Annotated in this window: 20 protein-coding genes and 1 tRNA gene; 6 read left to right on the forward strand and 15 right to left on the reverse strand. The window is 56.8% G+C overall.

Annotation, left to right across the window (positions count from 1 at the left end):
- Nucleotides 1–299 precede the first annotated feature (299 nt).
- Nucleotides 300–2264: a fructose-1,6-bisphosphatase gene (locus E0E37_RS01325; protein WP_130861177.1), complete on the reverse strand. Its 1965-nt coding sequence runs from the start codon at nt 2262–2264 to the stop codon at nt 300–302.
- A gap of 335 nt (nt 2265–2599) precedes the next feature.
- Here E0E37_RS01325 and E0E37_RS01330 point away from each other — a divergent pair, with 335 nt between their 5' ends.
- From E0E37_RS01330 to E0E37_RS01345, 4 genes are all read left to right on the forward strand, one after another.
- Nucleotides 2600–3274, forward strand: coding sequence for a manganese catalase family protein (locus tag E0E37_RS01330; RefSeq protein ID WP_130861178.1), 675 nt, complete (start codon nt 2600–2602; stop codon nt 3272–3274).
- A gap of 174 nt (nt 3275–3448) precedes the next feature.
- Complete coding sequence (gene ku, locus E0E37_RS01335; protein ID WP_130861179.1) at nt 3449–4261, forward strand: non-homologous end joining protein Ku; 813 nt, start codon at nt 3449–3451, stop codon at nt 4259–4261.
- On the forward strand, nt 4262–5218 hold the full coding sequence (locus tag E0E37_RS01340) for an ATP-dependent DNA ligase (RefSeq protein WP_130861180.1): 957 nt from the start codon (nt 4262–4264) through the stop codon (nt 5216–5218).
- Between the two features lie 93 nt (nt 5219–5311).
- Nucleotides 5312–5388, forward strand: a tRNA-Val gene (locus E0E37_RS01345).
- Between the two features lie 276 nt (nt 5389–5664).
- Here the strand turns inward: E0E37_RS01345 and E0E37_RS01350 are convergent.
- The 11 genes from E0E37_RS01350 to E0E37_RS01400 all read right to left on the reverse strand — a co-directional run bounded on the left by E0E37_RS01350 (nt 5665) and on the right by E0E37_RS01400 (nt 18828).
- Nucleotides 5665–6018 (reverse strand): Hpt domain-containing protein, encoded by a 354-nt coding sequence (locus E0E37_RS01350; RefSeq protein WP_130861181.1) that lies wholly within the window; start codon nt 6016–6018, stop codon nt 5665–5667.
- Between the two features lie 303 nt (nt 6019–6321).
- Nucleotides 6322–7170, reverse strand: coding sequence for a MurR/RpiR family transcriptional regulator (locus E0E37_RS01355; protein WP_246019606.1), 849 nt, complete (start codon nt 7168–7170; stop codon nt 6322–6324).
- A gap of 81 nt (nt 7171–7251) precedes the next feature.
- Nucleotides 7252–8535 (reverse strand): phosphopyruvate hydratase, encoded by a 1284-nt coding sequence (gene eno, locus E0E37_RS01360; RefSeq protein WP_130861183.1) that lies wholly within the window; start codon nt 8533–8535, stop codon nt 7252–7254.
- 18 nt (nt 8536–8553) lie between these two features.
- A complete protein-coding gene (gene eno / locus E0E37_RS01365) occupies nt 8554–9837 on the reverse strand; it encodes a phosphopyruvate hydratase (RefSeq protein ID WP_246019597.1) in 1284 nt (427 codons plus the stop codon).
- Nucleotides 9834–11300, reverse strand: a complete 1467-nt coding sequence (locus E0E37_RS01370; RefSeq protein WP_246019598.1) for a glycerate kinase type-2 family protein — start codon at nt 11298–11300, stop codon at nt 9834–9836. Before E0E37_RS01370 ends, eno (E0E37_RS01365) begins: the two co-directional genes overlap by 4 nt.
- A gap of 48 nt (nt 11301–11348) precedes the next feature.
- The gene (locus tag E0E37_RS01375) at nt 11349–12890 is read right to left on the reverse strand and encodes a tripartite tricarboxylate transporter permease (protein ID WP_130861184.1); all 1542 of its coding nucleotides are present in this window, start codon (nt 12888–12890) and stop codon (nt 11349–11351) included.
- Nucleotides 12891–12911: 21 nt separating this feature from the next.
- Entirely contained in the window at nt 12912–13448 is a 537-nt protein-coding gene (locus tag E0E37_RS01380) for a tripartite tricarboxylate transporter TctB family protein (RefSeq protein WP_130861185.1), read from the reverse strand.
- Between the two features lie 174 nt (nt 13449–13622).
- Nucleotides 13623–14627, reverse strand: a complete 1005-nt coding sequence (locus E0E37_RS01385) for a tripartite tricarboxylate transporter substrate binding protein (RefSeq protein ID WP_130861186.1) — start codon at nt 14625–14627, stop codon at nt 13623–13625.
- A 34-nt stretch (nt 14628–14661) separates the two neighbouring features.
- On the reverse strand, nt 14662–15972 hold the full coding sequence (locus E0E37_RS01390; RefSeq protein WP_130861187.1) for a nickel pincer cofactor-dependent isomerase, group 22: 1311 nt from the start codon (nt 15970–15972) through the stop codon (nt 14662–14664).
- 312 nt (nt 15973–16284) lie between these two features.
- Nucleotides 16285–17655, reverse strand: coding sequence for a radical SAM protein (locus tag E0E37_RS01395; protein ID WP_130861188.1), 1371 nt, complete (start codon nt 17653–17655; stop codon nt 16285–16287).
- A gap of 105 nt (nt 17656–17760) precedes the next feature.
- The gene (locus E0E37_RS01400; protein ID WP_130861189.1) at nt 17761–18828 is read right to left on the reverse strand and encodes a fumarylacetoacetate hydrolase family protein; all 1068 of its coding nucleotides are present in this window, start codon (nt 18826–18828) and stop codon (nt 17761–17763) included.
- A gap of 319 nt (nt 18829–19147) precedes the next feature.
- Between E0E37_RS01400 and yaaA the strand changes: the two genes are divergently transcribed.
- Nucleotides 19148–19936: a peroxide stress protein YaaA gene (gene yaaA, locus E0E37_RS01405; protein ID WP_130861190.1), complete on the forward strand. Its 789-nt coding sequence runs from the start codon at nt 19148–19150 to the stop codon at nt 19934–19936.
- Nucleotides 19937–20406: 470 nt separating this feature from the next.
- Here the strand turns inward: yaaA and E0E37_RS01410 are convergent, their stop codons facing one another.
- Nucleotides 20407–20571, reverse strand: a complete 165-nt coding sequence (locus E0E37_RS01410) for a hypothetical protein (protein ID WP_130861191.1) — start codon at nt 20569–20571, stop codon at nt 20407–20409.
- A gap of 112 nt (nt 20572–20683) precedes the next feature.
- Nucleotides 20684–21340: a hypothetical protein gene (locus tag E0E37_RS01415; protein ID WP_130861192.1), complete on the reverse strand. Its 657-nt coding sequence runs from the start codon at nt 21338–21340 to the stop codon at nt 20684–20686.
- A 302-nt stretch (nt 21341–21642) separates the two neighbouring features.
- Between E0E37_RS01415 and E0E37_RS01420 the strand changes: the two genes are divergently transcribed.
- Nucleotides 21643–23706: an InlB B-repeat-containing protein gene (locus E0E37_RS01420; protein ID WP_130861193.1), complete on the forward strand. Its 2064-nt coding sequence runs from the start codon at nt 21643–21645 to the stop codon at nt 23704–23706.
- A 105-nt stretch (nt 23707–23811) separates the two neighbouring features.
- Here E0E37_RS01420 and E0E37_RS01425 read toward each other — a convergent pair whose 3' ends face one another.
- Complete coding sequence (locus E0E37_RS01425) at nt 23812–24435, reverse strand: recombinase family protein (RefSeq protein WP_130861194.1); 624 nt, start codon at nt 24433–24435, stop codon at nt 23812–23814.
- Between the last annotated feature and the right edge of the window lie 21 nt (nt 24436–24456).

Raw genomic sequence — 24456 nt, forward strand, 5'->3', positions numbered from 1 at the left:
CGCTCACCGCCCTGCTGTCTGTGCCGACAGCCTCTCTCTATGTAGATCCTCCCGGCGCGTTCCCTGGCAGATGCCGCCGCACCGGTTTCTGTTCTATTATTTACCCAGCCTCCCCGCTTTTAAACCCTATCGCCCCGTCCCCTTTGCGACAAATTTCGTCTCCCAGCGCCGCAGGGTGGGGGCGGCCGCGCCGCCGCTGTCCCGTCCCACCCCTCCCCCCTGAAAAAAATACGTCTCCCCTTCAGGTAGGGGGAGACGTATCTGTAAGCCTGCTCTCCGATCTCAGACCGCTTGGCCGTCTATGCTCTCTGCTTGATCAAGCCGCTGCGGTAGGCCACCAGCAGCTTTTTCAGGCTGTCGATCTTATCCTGCATTTCCATGCCGGTGTCCGTGGACTTGTTCAGGATCCGCGTGGTAATATTCTGTTTGGCCACCGTGGTGGAAAGGATATCCCGTTCCTCCTGCACAGCGATCTCCGCGGACTCGAAAGGTTCGTGAGCCGTGAGGATAAACCCGTAGGAATTGTAGATCAGCGAATAGCCCGCCACGCCCGTCTTCTTCTGATAGGCTTTGGCAAATCCGCCGTCGATGACGAAGGTCCTGCCGTTGGCGCGCACGGGATTTTTCCCCTTGCTCACCGGCATGTGGCCGTTGATGATATGGGAATCCTCCCGGGGCAGCCCGAACTCTTCCGCGATCTTGTCCACGATCTCTTCCTGTTCCGACAGCTTGTAATACGGATTCTTCTCTTCCACCCAGGTGGACTCGTCTTCGATGAAGCAGCGCTCGAAGGTAGTGATCTTTTTCTTCCCGAAAAGCGGGGACTTGTAGCCGCACCACAGATACCAGAAGAAATCCACGCCCCGCTCTTTCTGTCTGGAACCTTCCTCCCCGAAATAACCCTGCCGAACGATGCGCTCCGCGTAGTCGAACCACGCCTTGCCCGAGGCCTCTCCGCCGCTGGTCTTCACCATGGTGAAGCTGCCGTCCTCTTCCATGGGAACGCAGCCGTGGAACATCAGGTTGTTATTGCTGCACTTATAAATACTGCCTTTTGCGAAAAGGAACTGCACGTGCTTCTGCAGCACCTCGCTTTCCAGAAACGCCGCCCGAAGCCGGTTCATCACCGCTTCCTCCGCCTCTGTCAGCCGGTATGGATCATCCGGATCAATGGTGGGAAAATACTTGTTGTTCAGCTCGTAGGTCCTGCCGTCGATCTCCACGGTGGCGTTCTTGTAATCTACCTTGTGAAGCAGCCGCAGAGCGTCCATCTCGTAGTAGGGATGCTTTTCGATGAGCTGCCCTTCCAGTTTGAACTGAATGATGGCGATAGCCTTGCTCACCTTGGCCAGACTGTTAAAGTCCGACGCGTAGAGCGCGTCCTTGGAGCTGACGATCGGTTTGAAATTGGGACAGGGATCGTCCCCATATGTATCCATGGCGAAGATCACCAGGGGCCTGATACTGATCCCGTAACCCACCTCCAGCGTGTGCAGGTTGTCGTACCGGGTGCAGATGCGGATCACATTGGCGATGCAGGCCCTGTTTCCCGCCGCCGCGCCCATCCACAGGATATCGTGATTGCCCCACTGGATATCCACACTGTGGTGCTTCATGAGAGCGTCCAGCACGATATCCCCTCCGGGGCCTCTGTCGAAGATATCCCCCAGAATATGCAGCTTATATACGGAGATCCGCCGGATCAGCTCCGCCATCTTTGTGATGAAGTCGTCCGCCACGTTGATCTCGATGATGCTCTCGATGATGCTGTCCTTATAATCCGCTTTGCCCTGGGCCTCTGTGGCGCCGTACAGCAATTCTTCAATAATATACGCGTATTCTTTCGGTATCTGCTTTCTCACATAGGACCGGGTGTATTTGACCGTCACGATGCCCAGCAGCGTGATGAGCCGGTACAGCGTTTTTCGGTAAAAAGCATGGAGATCGATCCCGCTTTTTTTGATCAGCTCCAGCTTTTCCTCGGGATAATAAATCAGCGTGGCGAAGGTCCTGCGCTCCTCCGGCGTGGCCGAATCCGCAAAGGTCTCGTCGATCTTCAGCTTGATCACTCCGGAAGCGTTTTTCAAAATGTGAAGAAACGATTCGTATTCGCCGTGGATATCGCTGATAAAATGCTCCGTGCCCTTGGGCAGATTCTGGATCGCCATCAGGTTGATGATCTCTGTGCTGGCCTCTCCTATGGTGCCGTAGCTCTCCGACAGCAGCCTCAAATACTTCAGTTCACTTTCACTGATCTGCATCATGCTCTCCTCTTTCTTTTCATTGCGTGCCCTTCCGCCGCACACATCCACGCGGCTGCCGCCGGCATTCCGCCCGGCGCTGTTTTCCCGTCTCCGCCGGCCTTGTCTTTTCCTCTCCGGCAGATCCGCGAATTGCAGTCACATGTAAAAATATACAGCGGTTTCCATATCATTTTATCATAGTCCTGTAAGTTTTACCACCTGTTTTACTTCTGTGCCGGCGGCTCAAAATACGGGAATAAAATTTGTCCGGCTGCGCACCTTAAAATCAGATGAAGGTATTTTAGCCGTTCGTCTGTTGTGTACGTTTACAAGTACGAGAAACGGAGGTAATGAATTTGTTTAAACACGAAAAAAAATTGCTGCAGGACGTCCGCGTCGACCGTCCCAATCCCAACTACGCCGCGCTGCTTCAGGAACAGCTGGGAGGACCTCAGGGCGAGATGAAATCCGCTATGCAGTATCTGGCGCAGAGCATGCGCATCAAGGATCCGGAGATCAAGGATCTCTTTCTGGACATCTGTTCCGAGGAGCTCTGCCACATGGAGATGGTGGCCACGGCGGTCAATCTGCTGAACGGTCACGAGCCCGACGCTAATAACGCAACCATCGGCAATGTGGAAGCGCATGTGCTCACAGGGCTGACTCCCATGCTGGCCAACGCTTCCGGTTATCTGTGGACCGCCGCCTACATCAACGAGACCGGCGATCTGGCCGCCGATCTTCTCTCCGACATCGCGGCGGAGCAGCGGGCCAAGGTGGTCTACCAGAACCTGTACCGTCAGATCGACGATAAGGGCGTAAAAGAGATGATCGACTTCCTCCTGAACCGTGAGGAAGCGCACAACACCATGTTCCGCGAGGCGTTCAACCGCATTCAGGACAGCAGCGGTTCTCAGCAGGATTGGGGAGTCACGGCAGATTCCCGGGTCTATTTCGACCTGTCTTCCCCCGGCGGACAGAGTTTTGACCCGGCCAAAAGCGTGCCGCCCAGCTTCAGCGGCCTGAGCTAAAACAAAAAGACCTCCGCAGCTGTTTCACAGGAGCACACACGCTTGTGACGACGCCGGAGGTTTTTTTATTCATTCCTTTTATTCCACGTTCATAAGATACCCTGCTTCCGGTTAAACTACGGACAGACGGCCCGATCCGCGGGCCGGACAAATATTTGACGGCGAGGTGATCACATGGCAGCCACCCACAAAGGTGCGATATCATTTGGACTGGTCCACATCCCCGTAGCCCTTCACACGGCCACGCAGGATAACGACATCCATTTCAACCAGCTCTGTAAAGAGGACAACAGCCGGGTACGCTATAAAAAGATCTGCGCTTCCTGCGGCAAGGAAGTGAACAGCGGCGATATCATCAGAGGCTTTGAGTACGATAAAGACAAGTACGTGATCGTCACCGACGAAGATCTGGAAAAGATCAAAACGGAAAAAGACAAGACCATTCAGATCCTTCATTTTACGGATCTGACGTCCATCCGGCCCATCTACTATGACAAAACGTACCACGCGGTGCCGGAAGCCGGCGGCGAAAAAGCCTTTGAGCTTCTGCGCCGTTCCATGATGGAAGAGGGAAAGATCGCCGTGGCCAAAACCGTCATGGGCAACGGTGAAACGCTGCTGTGCGTCATTCCCACCGAAGAGGGGGTCCTTATCGAGAAGATGTTTTTCCAGGATGAGATCAAAGACATCCCCAAACCTTACAGCAGACCGGAGCTGAACGAGACGGAGCTCACCATGGCGAAAACGCTTATCGGCAGCATGGTCCATCCCTTTGATCCTTCTCTGTATCACGACGAATATCAGGTGCGGCTGAAACAGCTCATACAGGACAAGATCAACGGCAAAAACATCGTCGCTTCCCAGCCCGAGTCCGGAGGCAACGTCATCGATCTGATGGAGGCCCTTCAGCGCAGCATCGAACAAAGCGGAGACAGCGCGGGGGAGACTCCGAAAAAAAAGCGCGCTCCCAGAAAGAAGAGTTCCTAGATGGATCTCTTTGACAGCAGAGGAGCGCAGCCCATGCTCATCGGCGCAGAGAGCAAGCCTTTCGACGACCCGGATTACCTCTTCGAGCTGAAGCTGGACGGCGAACGATGTCTGGCCTATCTCGACCCAAAAGGAGACGTGGAACTGATCAACAAGCGCGATGTGCGGATGCTTTCCAAGCTGCCCGAACTGGAGTCCATCCATCGTCAGGTAAGAGACCGCTGTATTCTGGACGGCGAGCTCATCGTAATGGTGGACGGCGTGCCGGATTTCTCCGAGATCCGGCGGCGCAGTCTCATGTCCAATCCGTTTCGTATCTCACTGGCCGCGGACAAGCATCCCGCCTGCTTCACCGCATACGATATTCTGTATCTTGGCGGCGAGCCTGTGGTCCTGCGTCCCCTGGAAGAACGCAAGGATCTTCTGCGCAGGACCGTTATCGGCGAAACGTCCCTTCTGGCCCTGTCCCGGGTATTCGACGGCCATGGGACCGCCCTCTACTCTCTGGCGGAGCAGAAGGATCTGGAAGGCGTAGTGGCCAAGCGAAAAGGCAGTCTGTATTATCCCGGAAAGCGCACGAAAGACTGGCTGAAAATAAAAAATCTCAAAGACGACGATTTTGTAGTCTGCGGCTACATTCAAAAGCAGGATCATCTCGTCAGCATCGTCCTCGGTCAGTACCGCGGCTCAGCGATGCTCTATAAAGGACACGTCACCATGGGCGTGTCCCGCGGTGATTTCAACATTATCTCCCGGCATCCCCGGGCGGACCGCCCGCTCTTTTCTTCCTATCCCGAAACGAAAGGCGGAAACGACCGCGCCGTCTGGCTGCTCCCTGATCTCGTATGCACCGTGTCCTATATGGAACGCACCGAGAACGGAGGGCTCCGCCACCCTGTCTTCAAAGGACTCAGGGCGGACAAAACCGCTGAAGAATGCGTCGATCCCTTTCAATGACCGATTCCGGGCCTTCCGGACACCCGGAAAGAAAAAAAATAAAAAAGGGGCTTCCCAAATTCTCTGTTTATGGTACAATAGATATTGTGATGCGGGGGCATAGCTCAGCTGGCTAGAGCGCATGCGTCACAAGCATGAGGTCGCTGGTTCGAGCCCAGCTGTCCCCACCACATCAGGATCCGCTGAGAGCGCAGAAGGCGTCGACAGCGGATCTTTTTATGTGCAGGTCTCATATCTCACGGAGAACAGCAATATCAAGGCTTCCGGCGCAGGACTCCGCGCCGCCCATGACGCGGTGGAGCGGCCTGCGTCCGCCGCAAACATAAAAATGCAGGTTTTCCTTTTCGGATGACCTGCATTTTTATTATGTATTCGATTCTTTTTCATTTTATATCCGCCCAACAGCCCCATGGTCCCATGGCCGCAGCGCCGCCGTCTCCGCAGATCTAATCGTAAAACGTGTCGATCACCTTCAGCACTTTTTCATACGCTTCGCACACATCGACCAGAAACGCTCCCGCCTCCTGTGTGATCTGTCCGTCTCTGAGAGACTCCGTGAGCGCGCTTGCAGCGCCGCTCAGTTCTTCCAGTCCCAGAAACATGGCAAGTCCTTTCAGCGAATGGGCGGCGCAGAACGCCCCTTCCGCATTCTCCTCCTCGATGGCCTGACACAGCAGGGAAAAATTCTGATCCTTTGACAGTCTTTTAAAAAACTTTTCTACGCGTTCCGCCGTTACGAGCCGGTCGAGCGCGCCGGCATAATCTTCGCCCAGACATCTGTAACATTCCTGTATCGTCATTGCTAATACCTCCCACACATGACCGACAGTTCTCCGCTAAGGATGTGAACTCTGAACGCGGCCGTCCTTCCAGTTCATATGTTCCGGCGCCCGCGTCCCCTATTTTATCGCGTTCGGCTATATTCCGCAAGGGCAAATAAAGACCGTCCGTGCAGAAACCTTCCCTTTTCTCTCCCGCAGGCGAAGGACAAAAAAGAAAAGACGGCTTTCCTGTGAAAAGCCGTCTCCGCCGCTCTTAACTTACAGGCTTGTCCAGACTCTTCCCACGGGACCGGATCCCTGGCCGGTCAGGCAGCCTGAAACTTAAATGCTGAGATAGGAGCCTTTTTCCAATATTTCTTCCATCAGAGCCAGTCTGTTCTTCGTGTTCTCATAATCCTCCGCCATCACCGCCGTGATGAGATAGTTGGAGAGGAACATCGCAGGGATCAGGCTGTCCTTGGACATGATGCCGTTCTCCACATCGCAGAACAGGAAAATATCGCCCAGATGCCGTATGGTGTCGTTGGACGGCGTGGATATGATCACCGTCCTGACGTTTCTGGACTTCAGCCACTCCAGAGAATTGACCATTATTTTCTGGTAACGCGGAAACATATAGGCGATGCAGACGTCCCCCTCCCCCGCGTTGACCAGTTCCTCCGGATGCATGCCTCCTATGCCGCCCACCAGCGTCACGTTGTCGCAGATCTGGCTCATGTAGGCGGCCGTGTAGCAGGCCAGACTGAATGTGGCGCGGCAGCCCAGGATATAGATCCTCCGCGCGCCGGAAACGGCCTTTACAGCCTGATCCAGCGCTTCCGGCGAAACGTATTTCACCGTCTTATTCAGACGGCCGATCTCCTCCGTCAGAATGTCATCCAACAGGTGGCCTTTCTCTATTTTCGGATAACTTCCCTCGTACCGCTCCGGCAGACTCACCTTTTTCATGAGCTCCTTCTGGATGCTCTGCTGCATCTGCGTGTACCCTTCGAATCCCAGAGTCCGGGCAAACCGGATCACCGAGGTGGTGCTGACTCCTGCCTTGTCGGCCACCTCCTCCAGCGTGGAAAACGCCACCACATTTCCATTCTTTATAATATAGTCCGCGATCTTCTTTTCGCCCCTTGTAAAATCCGGATAATTTTCATTGATCTTCACGAGAACCAGCATCTGCAGCAATTACCTTTCCCTTAACATTCACCGGCGCGGGTGTTTCCGGCGCGCCGGGCCGGACGATATGCGGCAGATCCCTTAAAACCTGATCCAGCGTGACAGATCCGCAAAGGGAACGTCCGGATACTCATCGGCCGCCCGATACAGGCAGTTCATGGCGTAAACGCTCTCCCCTCCCCGGGGAGCGCAGCTCTTGCAGGCCTCTGCACCGAGACCTACCGCCAGATCGATGACCACATCCCAGATGGTTCCGCCGCCGCGCTGAGACGGTATGGTCATCATGCCGTGTTCTCCCGCGAAGCGTCTGGTCTCGATGGCCTCCGTTATCGTCCCCACCTGGTTGGGCTTGAAGATAAATCCTTCCGCCGCCTGTTCCTCACAGGCCCGCCGCAGCAGCTCCCGGTCGGAAACGATCAGGTCGTCCCCGATCAGCGTTGTGCGGCAGATCTCCCTGCGCGCTCTGCGGTGCCCCTCCCAGTCGTCCTGATCCAGCACGTCTTCAATAAACAGAAAATCGTATTTTTCCGTCAGCCGTTTTATATATGCGATCTGCCCGTCGGCAGTCAGTTCCCTGCCGTTCATATAGTATGTCTTCGTTTCTTTATTATACATTTCACTGGAAGCCATGTCCAGCACGAACGCCACTTTATCAGAGAACCCACAGTTCCTGACAGCTTCATCCATCATCTGCATGATGGCCTCCGGGTCCTCTGTGGGCGGTTTCCACCCGTGTCCGTTTCCCTTCTGCGCGGGAACGCCTCCCTGCTCTCTGGTGAAGATCGCTCCGATCTCCCGGTGCACGTGGAAAATGATCTCCATGGCTTCCTCCATGCTCTCCGCTTTATAGGGACAGAAGGAAAATTCCTGAAAGCATACGGTCCGATCCCCATACCGGCCTCCCAGTATGCTGTTGGCCACAGGCAGCGGCAGGCATGCGGGAGCCCCTCCGGCTATAGACTGGTACAGGCTTACATTTCCCGCCCTGGCCGCCGCCTGGGCGCAGGCGATGGAAACGCTGTAGACTGCGTTGCCCCCCAGCCGCGATTTGTCCGGCGTGCCGTCCAGCTCGATCATCCTTCGGTCTACGGCTTCCTGATCCGTGACGTCCATCCCGGCGACGGCCGGTCCCAACACCCGATCCACATTGTCGATGGCCTGAAATACGCTGAGCCCGCAGAATCTTGCGGGATCGTTGTCCCTCAGCACGGCCGCCTCATGGATGCCCACGGAATTGCCCGTGGGCGCCGCCCCGCGGCCCACTACGCCGTTTTCCAGCACTACGTCCGCTTCCAGAACAGGACGAAAGTTGCAGTCCATGACCTGCCGCGCGTGAACGGACCTGATCTTTGTACTATTGTTCATGTCTATCCCTCCTTCGCGTCAGAATCTCTTGATCTGGGAAAAATCGTACAGCTTTGCCTGGGGGTTCTCATCGGCGGCCCGGTACAGCATATTGCAGGCGTAGATCCGCTCTCCGGACCGGGGAGCGCTGTTTTTGACTGCAGGCACCTGCATGGCCAGGCACAGATCCATCACCACATCGTCGATGACTCCGCCTCCTCGCTGGGAGGGAATGGTGATCATGCCGTGTTCCTCCGCAAAGCGGTGGGTGCGCAGGCTTTCCGTGATCGTTCCCACCTGATTGGGCTTGAAGATGAATCCCTCCGCGGCGTGAAGCTCGTAAGCTCTGCGCAGGCGGTCTTCGCTGGTCACAATAAAGTCGTCCCCGATGATGATGGACCGTTTCACTTCCCGGACCGCCCGCTGATAGCCCTCCCAGTCGTTTTCGTCCAGAAGGTCCTCTATGTAGAGGAAGGGATACCGCTCGCTGAGTTCGCGGGCCAGGCCGATCATTTCATCGGCCGTCAGCCGGTCTCCTGCCATGTAATAAGTGCCGCTGGCCTCGTCGTAGACTTCGCTGGAGGCAAAATCCAGCGCGTAAGCCACCTTGTCCTCATACCCGCAGCGCACTACCGCCTCGTGCAGCAGCTCCATAGTGACGGCCGGATCCTCCGTGGGCGGCTGCCAGCCGTAATAGTGCCCCACCAACGCCTGCTTCCCTTTCTGGTATTCGGTGATCACCCTGCCGATCATGGGAAAGACGTGCATGGCGATATCGACCGCCTCCTCCATACTTTCCGCCCGGTAAGGACAGAAGGTGAACTCCTGAACTCCCATCCAGAAATCGCCGTACTTTCCGCCGTTGATGCTGTTGAACGTGGGAATGGGAAGCGTCCTGAGACTGCCGCCCGCCAGATAGCGGTACAGCGGCATTCCCTCCGTCTCCGCCGCCGCCCTGACACAGGCGGTGGAGACGGCATAGACGGCGTTTCCGCCCAGCTTTTCTTTCTGCGGCGTCCCATCCAGCCCGATCATCCTCAGGTCGATGGCCTCCTGATCGTAAATATCCATGCCGCGGATGGCGGGTCCGATGATATTATTTACATTGTCGATGGCCTTGTAAACGCTTTTCCCTGAAAAGCGCGACGGGTCGCCGTCGGTCAATATCTTCGCCTCATACATTCCCACAGAGGTGCCTGTGGAGGCCGATCCCCGGCCCAGTTTTCCGTTCTCTGTCGTCACGTCCACTTCTATGATCGGCCGGCATTTGCTGTCGAAGATCTGCCGAGCGTGGACGCTCTTGATCTTATTTCCATTCATCATTCATTCTGCTCTCCTTTTTCCCGCCGGATCTCCGGAACATACATCAAATTAAAATCACACACATTTGTGCCCGTATTCCCCGTGAGCACCGCCCCGTCGATGGATGAAAGGGCTTCGTAACACCCATGGGTCCTCAGGGCCTCATGGAGATCGATCCCCTTCTCCCGTGCACGCCTGTAAGACGTGGAATCTGTAATGCCTCCCGCGGCCGGCGAGGTGCCGTCGGTTCCCTCGCTGTCGATGGAAAGCATGCAGGCTCCGGGAGCCTTCTCCGCGGCGATGGCGAAGGCTGCGGTCAATTCCTGACCCGGCCCCCCGTGTCCGCTCACCGTGCTCTCCGGACCGATCTTCGTGGTCGTCTCCCCGGCGCTGATGATCACGCAGGGCGGCGGGACCGGATTGCCGTAGGTCTGGATCTCCCTGGCAATGGACGCAAACATGGTTCCCGCGTCCCGGCTTTCCCCCTCCAGAAACGAGGTAAGGATCACCGCCCGCAGACCCATCTCCTCCGCGGCCTCTTTTGCGTAACAGCAGGAATCCGGAAGAGAATTGAGCGCAAAATACGTAAACTCCGGGAATGCCTTCACGGTCTCCCCCTCCGGCCCGCAGTTCATCAGATAATCCACCACGCTTTTGGGCAGCCGGTCCGCCACATTATAATCCCGTATCACGCGTCTGGCGTCCTCCAGCGTGGTATCGTCCGCTCCTATGGGCGTTCCTGTGAGATTCGGATAAGGCACGCCGATGTCTCCCGTTTTCTCGTAGCCTACCACGTCAAAGATGGAAAATCCGATCATCTCCGCCCCCGCCGCGCGGATGCGCTTTGCCAGATTTCCCCCGTTCATCTGGGAAATATGACGGCGTATGGCGTTGATCTCCATGATCCCCGCCCCGGATTTCAGCATAATATCCGTGGTCTTCTTCTCATCCTCCAGCGTGATGCCGGAGATCGGACAGCTCAGAAGGGCGGAACTTCCGCCGCTCATCAGGGTGATAAACAGATCCTCCGGTCCCGCTCTATCCACGGTGTCCAGAATGATCCCGCAGGCCCGCAGCCCTTCCTCGTTGGGGATAGGATGGCCGCCCACAAAGACCTCTGTATTTCTGTAAACGTCCTCCGGCTCCGCGATCTTTACCACGGCAAAGCCTCTGGTCAGCCGGTCTCCCAGGATCTCATCCACTGCCATGGCCATCGCGTTGGCCGCCTTCCCCGCCGCGATGAGATAAACGTTCCGCTTCCGGTTCAGATCCCAGCTCTTCTTTCCGATCCGAAGCGTCGCCCCCTCAAGGCTCATGATGCTTTTTATCCGCGTTCCCGCGTCCAGTCTCTGCAGTACCTTCTCCGTAATATCCAGCACGATGCCCTTTGATCCCGTGTCGCCTGCCCATAACAGCCGGTCCGTGTTGCGGATCTTTTTCTTTGCCGTCGTCTCATTTTTCATTTTTTCTTCCAGTCTCTCCATAATCCTGTCCTCGTCTCCGCACCGATGGCGCGCTCACCTTTCCTATCTTCATTTCACACCGAGTCCGCCTTCCTTCTCCAGAGCATCCTCCCTCTCCGCCTCCTTTTTCTGACTGCGTCTGTGGGAGATGACAGAGAAGATCATCATGCCTACCGCCACCGCTATGAGCGCCATGGCAATGGGATGTTCCAGGAATATCCTGATGTCGTCCCCGCCCACCTGCAGCGACCGGCGGAATTCACTCTCAAATTTAGCGCCCAGCACCAGGCCCAGCACCGCCGGAGCCATGGGAAAATCGGCCTTGCTCATGATAAAGCCCACCAATCCCAGCACCAGCGCCACGATCACGTCAAAAAAGTTGTTGTTCAGCGCATAAGAGCCCACCAGAGAGAGAACTACCAGCATAGCGCTGAGGAAATTGATCGGAACGCTCAGGATGCGGATGAAGATCCGGATACCGAACATCTGAAGCAGTACCATGAACAGCGTGGCCATCAGCAGCGTGGTAAACAGACCGTATACCACGCCGGGGTTTTCCGCAAAGAGCAGGGGCCCCGGCTGCAGACCGTGGATGATCAATCCGCCCAGCAGCATAGCCGTCACACTGTCGCCCGGTATACCCAGCGTGGTCAGCGGTATCATAGCGCCGCCGCACACGCCGTTGTTGGCGGCCTCCGCCGAGATCACCCCGCGGACATTGCCCTTTCCAAAGCTCTCCGGGTCCTTAGACCATTTTTTAGACTGGTCGTAGGCGATGTAGGCGGCGATATTTCCTCCCGTGGCCGGGATCGCTCCGATGACAGTTCCGATGACCGAGGAACGAATGATCGTAAATTTCTCCCGCCACAGCTGCCGGGGGGACGGCACGAAATCGCGCAGGCGTATCCTTCCTCCATCCACCTTGACGCTCTGTCCCAGGCATCCGTTTAGGATCTGCGGAATGGAATAAAATCCGATCAGCGCCGGCATGAGACTGATGCCGCTCAGCAGATTCACATTGCTGAATGTAAACCGCATATTGCCCCAGATGGGATCGATGCCGATAAACGAGATCCCGATCCCCAGCAGTCCGGCCAGCAGGCCCTTCAAAATGGATTTTCCTGATACGGCGATAATGATCGACAATCCGAAAAACGCCAGGGCGCAGTATTCCGGCGATCCGAACTTGATGCAGGCGCTGGCCAGCAGCGGCGCCGCCAGCACCAGGATCATCCAGCTGAAAAACGTGCCGATCCCGGAGGAAAACGCCGCCCAGCCCAGGGCCTTTGCCCCCATGCCCTGCATGGCCAGGGGATGGCCGTCCATGGTCGTGACGCAGGCGTCCGGCGTACCCGGAATGTTCAGCAGGATCGCGGGGATCGCCCCTCCGGCGATCCCGCCTACGTAGCAGCCCAGCATCATTCCTATAGCCTGCACCGGTTCCATATTGTAGGTAATGGGAATGAGCAGGGCCACTCCCATGGTTGCGGTCAGCCCCGGCAGAGACCCGAAAATGAGCCCCATGCAGGTTCCGGCCAGAATGACCAGCAGTGTGGAAGGGTCAGTGACCACATCCGCCGCCGCGGCAAATACAACAGAAAAATCAGTCATGTCGGGTGCACCTCTCCCTTCTTATAAAATGCCCTTCAAAAATGTTTCCGGCAGATTGATCGAGAACAATTCCACAAAGATCATGTGAACGATGAAGACCGCGCCTGCCGTCACAGCGGCGCAGGCCTTCCAGGAGGTCTGTCTGCGAAGAACCTTCGCCTCCGCCATGATGAAAAGAACAGAGGACAGCGTGAAACCGATCACATTCCAGAGCGCCGCGTACAGGATAATCAGACCGATGGTGATGACCACGCGGCGGTCCAGCCCCTGAAAGTGGAATCTGTTTCTCTCTTCCTCGCTCAGCATCGCTTCTTCTCCATCTGACATTTTAAGGAATTCTTTCTTCATTTTCAAAGACAGCATTATATTTTTCACAAGCAAAATAATGCTCACAAGCAACATTATGGAATAGATGATCACAGGAAAAGTGTAGGAATCCATGCCGGTGACCTTGATCGTCGAGGGATTGCTCCGTGCATAGAGAATCATCACCGCACTGTACGCCCCCAAAATGACGCATGCGATCAGCTCGTATACACGCGCCGTCTTGTCCTTCATCGTGTACGCTCCTTTCCCCGCTCCGCCGTTCTCGCCCCATGGCGCCTGCGGGCAGTCTCATTGAAAAGGAGCGCCGCAAAATAACTGTTGACTGAAAATCCGGGACGCCCCGGAGCTGTTTCAGCGATTTGTTTTTGCGGCGCTCCCGCTAAGAGGAGAACCCTGTCCCGCCGGCTATTTCCCAGCGAAATAGGAATCGTATGCTTCTTTCAGGCCGTCATAGACCTCCGTGACGATGCCGTCCAGATCTTCGCCGGTGGCTCCCGAGGAAGTAAAGCTTCTCGAAGTGGCAAATTCCTGGTATTCTTCGCTCTGACAAGCCTGCTGGAACATGTCGCAGAGGATATCTTTCACCGCAGGATCCAGCCCCTTGGGCGCTATCATGAAGCTCATCTGACGGATATATCCCAGCGAAAATACGTCGTATCCGCACTCCTGGATAGTAGGAACATCGGGCAGGACTTTAGAACGCTCCTGGGTCATCAGCGCCAGGACCTTCATCTCGCCTGCGGCGACCTGATCCGCAAAATCCGTGTAGTTGCTGCACGCCACTTCCACGTGTCCGCCCAGCACCTCCGTCACGCAGCGGGAGCCGCTGTCATAGCAGACAAGTTTGGAGTCCATGCCCGTTAATTCGTTGAGGATCGTGCAGTAGACCGGCGCCGTACCGAAGGTATTGGACATGGCTACCACAGCCTTGCCGGGTCTGCCGGCAGCGTCGTTCACAAAGTCCTCCATGGTCTCGTATCTGCCCGTTTTGCAGACCACCGCGATAGGATCTTCCATGACCAGACAGATGTTCTCAAAATCATCGCTCAGCGCGTCGGATACAGTGCCCTGAGCAGCCAGGCCCAGATATGTACTGGTCATAAATCCCAAAGTGTAGCCGTCTGCCTCAGAGTTGATCGCCTGAGTCAGTCCCACCGCGCTGGATCCGCCGGCCACATTCTCGATGACCAGATCCACGCCGAACATGTCTTTAAAGATCGGCTGCAGTTCACGCGCCGCCACGTCGTTTCCTCCGCCTGCGTTCCAGGGGACGATCACCTTGATCTCCTTCGTGGGGAAATCCACCTTCTGCGTTCCGCCGGAACCGCCCGAACCGCTGTCTCCGCCGCAGCCTGTGACCAGCGCCAGAACCATGATAAGCGACAGTGCCACTCCAAGAATCTTCTTCATTGTTTTACCTCCTCATCAAATACACGCATTCTGATCAGAATGCTTCATATAAAAACCCGCTTGCGGGCAGGTTCCCCGTCTCCCTGTCAAAGGGCAGGCTGTACGGCTCCGTGGCCAGCTCAACGTTGGGCAGTTCCCGCGCCTCAGCGGCCAGGGCCTCGGACAGTTCCATGCGGTCCATGCACAGCGTATTTCGGATACGCACGATCCGCATGCGTTCATAATCCACGTCCGGCGCCGTCTTGATCCCCGCCTTCAGCGCCGTGAGGTCATTTTCCATGAAAATAGGCATCTTGCTGGGTATGGTCGTACGGGCGGTCAGCGAATTGGGATAAGTCTTCTCCATTTCCATCTTTTCATATACCTGCATCGAGGCGATATCCGCAAATCCGGCCCCCGCCGCGTTTCCGTCCGTGGCGTCGGTCATGCGTAGAATGACCAGTCTCTTGATAAAGGGATCCGCCGGCATATGCTCTGAAGAAAAGCGCTGAATGATATTGGGATCCATCCCCGTCCCCGTGATGTTCTTGCCGATCTCGTCCACCACCAGCATGTCCAGCTCCCGAAAAGGGATGCGGGGCATCAGCCTTCCGGCCGTTTCCAGCAGTCCCGGCTCTTCCTCCAGAATGCGTTCTTTTGATACGGCCCGGATCAGATACGTCTGGTCGTAAGCGTTTTCCACCACTGCAAGAGACAGCAGCAGATTGGATCTTTCCAGCGAGACCCTGCCGATCTTCAGCAGATTGTCCGGCATATTGGCCATCCCCCGGATGTGGCAGAAATCCGCGCCCCGCTGCTTTCCCAGACCGATCACGTTCATCTTTACCATGCCGCTCTCGTACGATCCCCGAAACGTGGTGTGCGGCTTTATCCTCGCTATAGTGACAGTGTAGTCTGCCCCAGCCGCGTTGGCGTCAAAATACACGGGCACGCCGTCCCCGGTCTCGCCGATCACTACTGGCTCCATGTCGGAGCGGATCTCCGCTCCCACCGCCTCAGGGGTCACGCCCAGATGGCGAAGGAGACTGGCCTGCCCTTCGGCGTCGGCTCCTCCGTGGCTTCCCATGGCAGGGACGATAAAGACATCCGCCCCGTGAGCCCGCAGAACGCCGACGGTGGTCCGCACCAGCAGAGGAAGATTCCGTATCCCTCTGCTTCCCACTCCCAGCGCCACGGTTTTTCCGCTCACCCGTTCCAGACAGCCGCAGCCCTCCAGCTGAGCTCTTGCTTCCGCCTCCACATCCATGACGCAGTGCGGATCGTAGGCGAGTCTGACCCCGATCATACGCGGAAGCCGGACGTCTTCCAGCATTCGGTCGTAGTACCCCTTCCGAGCCAGCTTCACAGTCCATCCCCCTCCTTTCTTCCCGCAGATACAGCGCGGGTTTTGTGCCGTCGTCTCAAATGTATTTTTTACTTCTTAATTGAACTATATAATACATTTTAGTCTTAGTCAATACATTTCCGAATAATTTAATAATTTACGTTTGTCTCTCTTTCCCTTTTTGTCCAGCTCCCTTTAAAACCGCCGGCGGCCCGCTCGTCCCTGCCTGCGGCAGGCAAAAAAAAGGCCGGACCGGCAGCTTTTCAACTGCCGGTCCGGTCCTTTTCCCCATCTCTGTGGCCTGTCCGTCCCATGGTCTCCTATCGCGGTCTCCTATATATAGTGCCGCAAATACCCGTTCATCAGTTCCTCCCAGCTTTCGGGGTCCCTTACCCGCCTGCAGACCTGGTCGATCTTCTGATCCATTTCCCTGTCCAGAAACATCATGTCTTCCATCGTCTCGACCAGATTGGCCCTGCGGGCCAGCTGAAAACGACGCTGCTCGCCTTCCGGAAGCCCCAGAAAGCTGTCGATGACCGCCAGCATATGCTCCCGGCCGCTTTCGAGGCTGCCCTCCACAGCGGGCAGCAGATTGATGATGTGATCGCTTTTCAAAACCCCGGTACAGCCGGAAACCCTCTCGATCAGCTCCCGGATCTCAAGGACTTTCTCTCTGTCCGTACAGGGGATCAGCCGTCCTTCCTCCACGTCCGTCCACAGACCGGTCCCCGGTTTGATCACGCTGGTGCGCAGCCGGACAAAGTCAGGATCTATGGCGCTGACCACCCTCGCCGTCTCCCGGGCGTTCTCCGCGGACAGCGCTCTGCCTCCCACGCCGGGCATAAAATAGACGGACAGCTCGATCCCGGCCTCCCTGATCTTTCTCCCCGCCGTGATCTCCTGCTCCGCCGTGGCTCCCTTGTTGATCAGAGCCAGAACCGCGTCAGAACCCGACTCGAAACCGGAATGGATGCGGTCGAGCCCCGCCTCAGCCAGTTCCTTCAGCTGCTCCGCCGGCACACGGGCCAGACTCTCCGCCCGACCGTAAGAGGTAATGCGCCGGATGCCCGGAATTTTTTCTTTCAGGTAGCGCAGCACGTCCGCCAGACGGCCCGAGGACAGGACCACGGTGTTTCCATCCTGCAGAAAAACCGTATCGCCGCCGCTGCGCAGCCAATTGTAGACCATAAAGTAACAATTCTGTTCCTCCGGTCCCAGCGTTCTCATGTCCGCCATCGCCGCCCGGTGATCCGGTACCGGCAGCGGTGTCCCTTCCCCGCTCGCTTCCCCGTCCGCCGTATCTTTGCCGGCCATACCTTTGCCGGCCGTGTCTTTGCAGGCTGTACCCCTTCCGGCCGCGTCTTTGTCGGCTGTGCCGCTGCCAGCCGCATCTTCGCCTGCTGCGTCGCTGCCGGCCGCATCTTTGTCGGCGGCGTTTCTTCCGGCCGTGCCTTTGCCGACTGTGTCTCTTCCTTCCGCCGTCCGCGCGCCCAATTCCAGGATCCGCTGCCGGTACGCCGCTATCATATCCACAGACCGTTTGACCTCCTGGGCGGAATACGCCCGAAACGGCGTGCTCCTGTAGACGTCGCAGAATTTACACTTGTTCCACGTGCAGCCCTGGGTCACCCGCAGAAGCAGGCTGCCCGCCTCGCTGGGAGGCCGGATGGGACCTATCTCAAATACCATTTCTTCTCTGCTCATCTCTGCTCTCCCTCACGTTTGCGCTCCGCGCCCAGCGGTATGCCCGCTATTGCACCCGGCCTACGTCGATGATTCGGCAGACCCATGTTCGGCGGCGCGCCCAGCCTATGTCTGATGGTTCGGCCGGTCCGCGTCTGCCTGCGCGACTGGCGGCATGCCCTGCGGCGCGCCTTGGCTACGTCTGACGGTTCGGCCGGTCCGCGTCTGCCTGCGCGCGGGGGACCCCCGGTGCTTTACAATTTTTACGGCGTGTTCTGGTCTCTTATACACATCAAGATGTTTAAAAGAGACGGTGCCAAGCCAGCCGATCTGGGGGATCTCACAGACCACTTCATCCCCCCGTTTCATAAAACGCCTTGGGCTGAAGCCCATGCCCACGCCCGCCGGCGTGCCAGTTGCTATGATGTCCCCTGCTTCCAACGTCATGCCCGCCGAGAGATCCGCGATCAGCGACGGTATGTCCGTCAGAAACAGTCTGGTGTTGGAATGCTGCCTTTCTTCCCCGTTCACTCGGCTGATCACATCCACTTCCACTGGAAAGGGCAGCGCGCTCTTGTGCAGGATCGCTGGTCCCATGGCCGTGCAGGTATCCAGACTCTTGCCTCTGAACCACTGCACATGACTTCTCTGAAGCGAACGGGAAGAGAGATCGTTGAACACAGAGTAGCCGAAGATATATTCCTCCGCCTTTTCCCTGGGAATATCCCGACCTGTCTTTCCGATGATCACGGCCAGCTCCACCTCGTAGTCCAGCTCCTCGTCAATATCCGGTCTGGCCTGGATTTTCTCGCCAGAGCCAAGTATGCGCAGCGCACGCTTCCCAAAATATACCGGCTTTTTCGGCGCTTCCTTAAATTGAATGGAAGACGCCCTGGATTCCTCCAGATGATCCCTGTAATTGACCCCCACGCAGATAACATCGTGTATGGGACGCTCGATGGGCGCCAGTATGCGTATCTCGCTCACCGGGAAAAACACCGCCGCTTTTTGGGGATCCGCCGCGGCCTCCCCGAGCAGTTTCAGCTCACCGTCTGATATCTCCCGTATCAGAGAGATCATATCTCCAAACTGCTTTCCGCCCAGAACAGCGGAGACCGCCGCAGCCCGCGTACCGTCGCCGCTCAAAATTCCCGCCTGCTTCACGCCGTCCTTTTCATACCATATAAATTTCATACAGAACCTCCATGCCTGTTTCCTTTAAAAGCCCCTGCGGCTCACGATTTGTTTTCATTTTATTCGCAAATATGGTCCCTGTCAACGGCGCAGAACCGTCACGACTGTATTGCACGGATGCCTCCCAAAGACCTGCGTCAACAAAGCGCCGGACTGACAGTTGAACAAAAGAGAGAAAAATTGCCGCCGGAAGTACCTCCCCAGTTTCAATTGTGTTATGATGTCATTGACGGCCGGCGGCAGCCCAGCCGGCTGCGGCAGCCCAGCAGCGCCAGCGCGCCTGCCAACATATAAGATCACAGAAAGGAAACCTTCTGAAATGAAGATCATCATATCTCCCGCAAAGAAAATGAATCAAAACACCGACGACTTGCCCCACAGACATCTGCCGGAATTTCTGTCCCGCGCCGAGATGCTCAGAGACTATCTGCGGGGACTTTCTTACGAGGACCTGAAAAAACTGCTCCGCTGCAACGACCAGATCGCGCGGCTGAACTACGAGCGTTTCGCCGACATGGACCTGCAAAACCGCCTTACACCAGCCATTTTGGCCTACGAGGGCATCCAGTACCAGTACATGGCGCCTGCTGTCTTTACGGAAAACGCATTTGACTATGCGGAAAAACACCTGCGGATTCTTTCCGGCTTCTACGGCGTTCTCCGTCCCTTTGACGGCGTTACGCCCTACCGCCTGGAAATGCAGGCCGGACTGAAAACGGATTTCTGCAGCAGTCTATACGATTTCTGGAAAGGCGATATCGCGCAAAGCCTGCTGCAGGAAGGCGAAGACGCCGGCGGCCGCGGCGGAGATCAATGTATTCTCAATCTGGCCTCGGAAGAATACGCGAAGGCGGTCCGCCCCTGGCTTCCGAAACAGGTTCGTTTCATCACGCCGGTATTCGGCGAGCTTGTAAATGGAAAGGTGAAAGAAAAAGGGGTCTATGTGAAAATGGCCCGCGGCGAGATGGTCCGTTATATGGCGGAAAATCAATTGGAGGAAGTCGGGCAGATCAGAAAATTCGACCGCTTGGGCTATCGTTTTTCGGAATCCTTTTCCGGAGAAGACACCTTTGTTTTTATTAAAGAAAGCGCTGCCGGAAACGAGTAAACTGCTATGGGTGTCCGCCGGCCCCGCAGTCAAACTGCTGAGGTCAACGCGAGAACTGTTCTGATTTGTGGTCAGGCAGCTCTTGAAAACTGAGATTTGGGTAGGGTAGTGACCGCTGTCTGCCGAAAAGGAAAGCGTGTGGGTCGTTTTCTGGATTTTTTCTTTTTGCCGGCAAATGTGGCGCGAAAACGAAAAATAAATGGGTCAAATATGTTTTTTATGAAAAATATAGAAATCATTTTTCCTTGTTTGACACTAAAACTCTTCCAAAAAGAAAAAAACGCCAGAAATCGACAAAATATACAATTGAAACGTCCGTCACTTCATCTGTTTTTTTCTTTTTTGGGTGTTGATAGATAGCAAAAAGAAAAAATGGATCATCTCACATTTTCAATCAACTGCTGATTCGCATTGCATAATAAAATCAGCCAGGCGGTTTCGCCTTCCGCCTGGCCTGCCTATCTGCTATGCTACATATGGACCCCGCGGCCAAGGGCGGCCATGCACGCCTCCCGGATCGCCTCCGATATAGATGGATGAGGATAAATGGCATTTTCCACATCCTCCATGAGGGCCTCCATACCGATCAGCCCGGCCCCCACCGTCACCAGCTCTGAAGCGGCGGGTCCCGCCATATGGAGATCTCCGCGAAATTCCCCCTCCGTATTCGATATCTACGCCAAAAGTCCGGCGCACTTTTAAATGTCTGGTCGCCCGACCCCGGTGAGCCCAGCCCCGTTCTCCCTCCTACAGCTGCCCGCCGGCTCCATATCCTCCGCCGGCATCCGCCGCCCCGTCTGCACTGCCCGCTCCGCCTTCCGCGCCTCCAACGCTCTGCAGTTCCTCCAGCGCCTGCATGAACTCCGCTTCAGTCATCAGCGTCTCCTCAAAGTAGGCGCGTCCGCCTGAGACCCCCTGCTCGATTTTTGAAGCTGTGTCCAGATAATATCCAAAGTAATCAAAATCAGAGGGCTCCGCCTCCTCGATGTATTTTTTAAGCGCCTCCGCCGCCTGCTCTATGCCCGGCGCCGAGCTGTGGCCGCCCACCGCAGGACCTGTGGGTCCGCAGTATACGCTTAGGATCAGCTGATTTCCCTTATCATCCGTGGCCTCCACTATATACTCGTAGGCATTTTCCAGATCTTTTGTCAGGTAGAGCGGTTCACCAAACCGCGTCAGCAGCTGTCCCTGGATCAGCGCCGCCCCCTCCCCGGTAAAATCGTCCGCCAGTCCCAGTATGTGCGAAGTGCCGTCCAGCACTCCCGCGTCTTTCGAAAATTCTTCCTGTGAAAGCGCTTCAAACGTAAACGTCCTGGGCTCGCCGGCGCCGCACCCGGCCAGCGCTGCCAGCACTGTCAGCATCGCCAGCGCCAGCGCCATCCCTGCCATCGTTTTTCTCTTCAACTCTCTTTCCCCCCTGCTGTTTTTCTTTTTTCAGTTTACCATAAATCACAGCGGAAAACTATTTCTCTCAGTATTTCAGAATTCCATTTCGCATATCCGGTATACAGAATGAGCGAAAAACAGCGGCAGCACAGTCCACAGAACGCAGCGGCGCACCGCGCTCACGCCTTTTTCATACACTGTACCGAGTACCTGCCGGGAATACGCGGCCCGGGGCGATCCTGCCTTCCGTTCCGCAGCCATGCGGATATCAGCCCGCTTCAAAGATCTGCGGCAGGTACGTCAGAAAAGGAGTGAAACACATGGCTGATCAACCTTACGCCGCGCCCATCACGGGCGTGCTTACAATGGGTGATTCCCTGATCATATATGATGACGGTTACTATTCTCTGGACGGCGGAAACACCATCTCAGCCGACACCATCGGCCCTGAGACGCAGATCTCGGCGCCTTCTGCCTCAGCAGCGTTCATAACCCTTCATAATTCCAGTGCGGTGAACGCAAAAAAAATATCGGTCCCATCCGGTTCACTGACGATCATAGGCCCCGGCGAGATCGTCGCGAACAATCAGGACGTGACGGAATACAGCCGCATATCCGGTATCCGGGTAAACGGAGACGTGACCATTACCGGCGGGGCCACCGTCCGCGCTGCCGGATCTACCGACGGGCTCAACGCCGTCAACATTTTGAGCAGCCGTCTTTCCGTTACCGGCGGCAGTTCCCTGTACGGATCCTTTACAGGCTCAAATCCCACTGTGCTGGGCGCCGGCAAATACGGCGTCTACAGCGGTTTCAGCATTTCCGTATCAGACGGCGGCCTCATCGACGGCAGGGGAGCGCCGGAGTCTTACAATTCTTACGGCGTGTTCTGCGACGCCGGCCACAACTCCGATGCCGCCATGAGCATCGGACCGGGCTGCAGTGTCACAGGCGCCGCCTGCGTGGGCGTATATCTGGGCGGTCCTACTGTGGTGGACGGCACGCTCACCGGTACCGGGGGAAATACGCTGAAGGTGGCTCACGGCATCCAGGGCGACAGAGCTGGCATAACTGTAAACCCCGGCGGAGTGGTCACCGCTGAAGCAGGCGCCGGCTCCTACGCCGGGATCATCATGGTCTACGGCTACAGGGTAAACAACGGTACGCTCACAGCGTCCGGGGGCGAATACGGTATCCGCAGCGCGGGAAGCGCAGGAAACAGCGGCATCCTGGTGGAAAACGGAGGCCTGCTCACCGGCATCGCCTCCTCCCAGGTGCCCAGAAGCTACGGCGTGTACGCGTACAACGGAGGTATTGCCATAGCAGCGGGGCGCGTCACCGGAACGGGAACCCGGGACGGTGTCTTCTCGGACGGAGACATCACAGTGCAAGACGGCATCCTCGAAGGCTTCACCTACGCCTATGGGCAGGAGGATACGGGATTTTTCGGTGCGGTGATCTCCGGCGGAGCGATCTCCGCAGAAAGCAGTTCCCAGATCATCGAGAATTATTCCCGCGTGGAGTATTTCGACGAAGTATACCAGATTCCCTACAACGGCGGCAAAAACATGAGTGACTACAGAAATTACAGCTGGACTATCTCCTCCGGTACGGGCTCTGTATCCGCCGACGCCGGCGGGCAGGGGATCCACGCGGTGCAAAGCGGCGCAGGCACGCTTACTGCTCTGCGCACCGGTCCGCGGACGGGGGAAGTGATCACCCTCAGCGCCGACAGTTCTCACAGAATCAATATCCCCGCAGATCTCAGCGTCATCGATGTACCCGAATACCAAGTCACTTACGACGGAGGCGAAGCCGACGGCGGGACGGCCCCGGAGGATACGGAAAACCCCTACGAAGAAAACCTCACGGTGACGGTCCTGAAAAATACCGGCGGGCTGTACAGAGACGGCTTCAGCTTCGCCGGCTGGCTCTCCTCCGCCGACAGCCGCATCTATTATCCGGGAGAGACATTCTTCATGCCCGCAGAGGATGTAACGCTCACCGCTCAGTGGACGCCCCTTCCTCCCAGGACTTACACTGTCACCTACCGTGAAAACGGCGCCGACGGCGGCACGGCCCCCGTTGATCCCGGAAATCCTTACGAGGAGAACGACTCAGTGACCGTGTTGGATAATTCGGGCGGCCTGCGGCGGGCGGGCTACCGGTTTTCGGGGTGGTCCCTCGATTCCAGCGGCAGCGGAACAGTATACCGGCCGGGAGATATTTTTTCCATGCCGGCGGGCAACGTGACTCTTTACGCAGTCTGGCAGCAGTGGTCCCCCCAGCCGCCATTCATTTCCTGCTGCGTCTGCTGGGAACCGGTCCCCTGTCCGGCGCCTTCCTGTCCTTCCGGTGCCGTTTCCAGACGCTGCGCTCTCTGAACGGCCTGTTCTGCCTTAAGGTCAGCCGTTGCCAGCGCCTTCGCTCTTCGTGCAAAAGACCAGGGTCTCTTCGGGGGCGGCAGTGAACGCCGCCCCCTCGCCGCCCTACCTCCTGGGCCGCGGCGCTGTCTGTACCTGTACGCCTCCCTCCCGCAGCTTGCGGTATAAGACCCCCAGCGCCATATCGCACCGGGCGGCAATTTCGGCGCCGGTCATATCTCCCCGTCTCCACGCAGTGTAAAGCTCCGGAAAATCCGGAGGCAGCTCTTTCTTCCGACGGCCAAACTGAACGCCCCGCGCCCTGGCGGCTGCGATCCCCTCCGCCTGCCGCTGGCGGATGCTCTCCCGCTCTGCGTGCGCGCAGTAGGAAAGCACCTGCAGCACCAGATCCGCAATGAAGGTACCCAGCAGATCCTTAGCGTGAGTGGTGTCCAGCAGGGGCATGTCCAGCACCCGTATATCCACGCCGCGTTCCTTGGTCAGTATCCGCCATTGCTCTATGATCTCATCATAGTTGCGTCCCAGCCGGTCGATCGATTTGATCACCAGCAGATCGCCGGACCGCAGACGCTTCATCAGACGTCTGTAGGCGGGACGCTGAAAGTCTTTCCCGCTTTTCTTCTCCATGTATATCTGCCGGCGCTTGATACCCGCCTTCAGCATAGCGTCGATCTGGCGGTCAAGGTTCTGGTCTTTTCCCGAAACACGGGCGTAACCGTATTCTTTCATTCCATCACTTCCTCCACAATG

Origin of the sequence: Bacilliculturomica massiliensis (assembly GCF_900605495.1) — a bacterium.
GTDB lineage: Bacteria > Bacillota > Clostridia > Peptostreptococcales > Anaerovoracaceae > Bacilliculturomica > Bacilliculturomica massiliensis.

Coding starts and splice junctions, on each gene's coding strand:
- E0E37_RS01340 (WP_130861180.1), top strand. CDS start 4,262: ATGGATCTCTTTGACAGCAGAGGAGCGCAGCCCATGCTCATCGGCGCA.
- E0E37_RS01410 (WP_130861191.1), bottom strand. CDS start 20,571: ATGGCGGGACCCGCCGCTTCAGAGCTGGTGACGGTGGGGGCCGGGCTG.
- E0E37_RS01380 (WP_130861185.1), bottom strand. CDS start 13,448: ATGAAGGACAAGACGGCGCGTGTATACGAGCTGATCGCATGCGTCATT.
- E0E37_RS01400 (WP_130861189.1), bottom strand. CDS start 18,828: ATGAAATTTATATGGTATGAAAAGGACGGCGTGAAGCAGGCGGGAATT.
- yaaA (WP_130861190.1), top strand. CDS start 19,148: ATGAAGATCATCATATCTCCCGCAAAGAAAATGAATCAAAACACCGAC.
- eno (WP_130861183.1), bottom strand. CDS start 8,535: ATGAACAATAGTACAAAGATCAGGTCCGTTCACGCGCGGCAGGTCATG.
- E0E37_RS01325 (WP_130861177.1), bottom strand. CDS start 2,264: ATGATGCAGATCAGTGAAAGTGAACTGAAGTATTTGAGGCTGCTGTCG.
- ku (WP_130861179.1), top strand. CDS start 3,449: ATGGCAGCCACCCACAAAGGTGCGATATCATTTGGACTGGTCCACATC.
- E0E37_RS01385 (WP_130861186.1), bottom strand. CDS start 14,627: ATGAAGAAGATTCTTGGAGTGGCACTGTCGCTTATCATGGTTCTGGCG.
- E0E37_RS01355 (WP_246019606.1), bottom strand. CDS start 7,170: ATGCTGGTTCTCGTGAAGATCAATGAAAATTATCCGGATTTTACAAGG.
- E0E37_RS01420 (WP_130861193.1), top strand. CDS start 21,643: ATGGCTGATCAACCTTACGCCGCGCCCATCACGGGCGTGCTTACAATG.
- E0E37_RS01350 (WP_130861181.1), bottom strand. CDS start 6,018: ATGACGATACAGGAATGTTACAGATGTCTGGGCGAAGATTATGCCGGC.
- E0E37_RS01425 (WP_130861194.1), bottom strand. CDS start 24,435: ATGAAAGAATACGGTTACGCCCGTGTTTCGGGAAAAGACCAGAACCTT.
- E0E37_RS01375 (WP_130861184.1), bottom strand. CDS start 12,890: ATGACTGATTTTTCTGTTGTATTTGCCGCGGCGGCGGATGTGGTCACT.
- eno (WP_246019597.1), bottom strand. CDS start 9,837: ATGATGAATGGAAATAAGATCAAGAGCGTCCACGCTCGGCAGATCTTC.
- E0E37_RS01370 (WP_246019598.1), bottom strand. CDS start 11,300: ATGGAGAGACTGGAAGAAAAAATGAAAAATGAGACGACGGCAAAGAAA.
- E0E37_RS01395 (WP_130861188.1), bottom strand. CDS start 17,655: ATGAGCAGAGAAGAAATGGTATTTGAGATAGGTCCCATCCGGCCTCCC.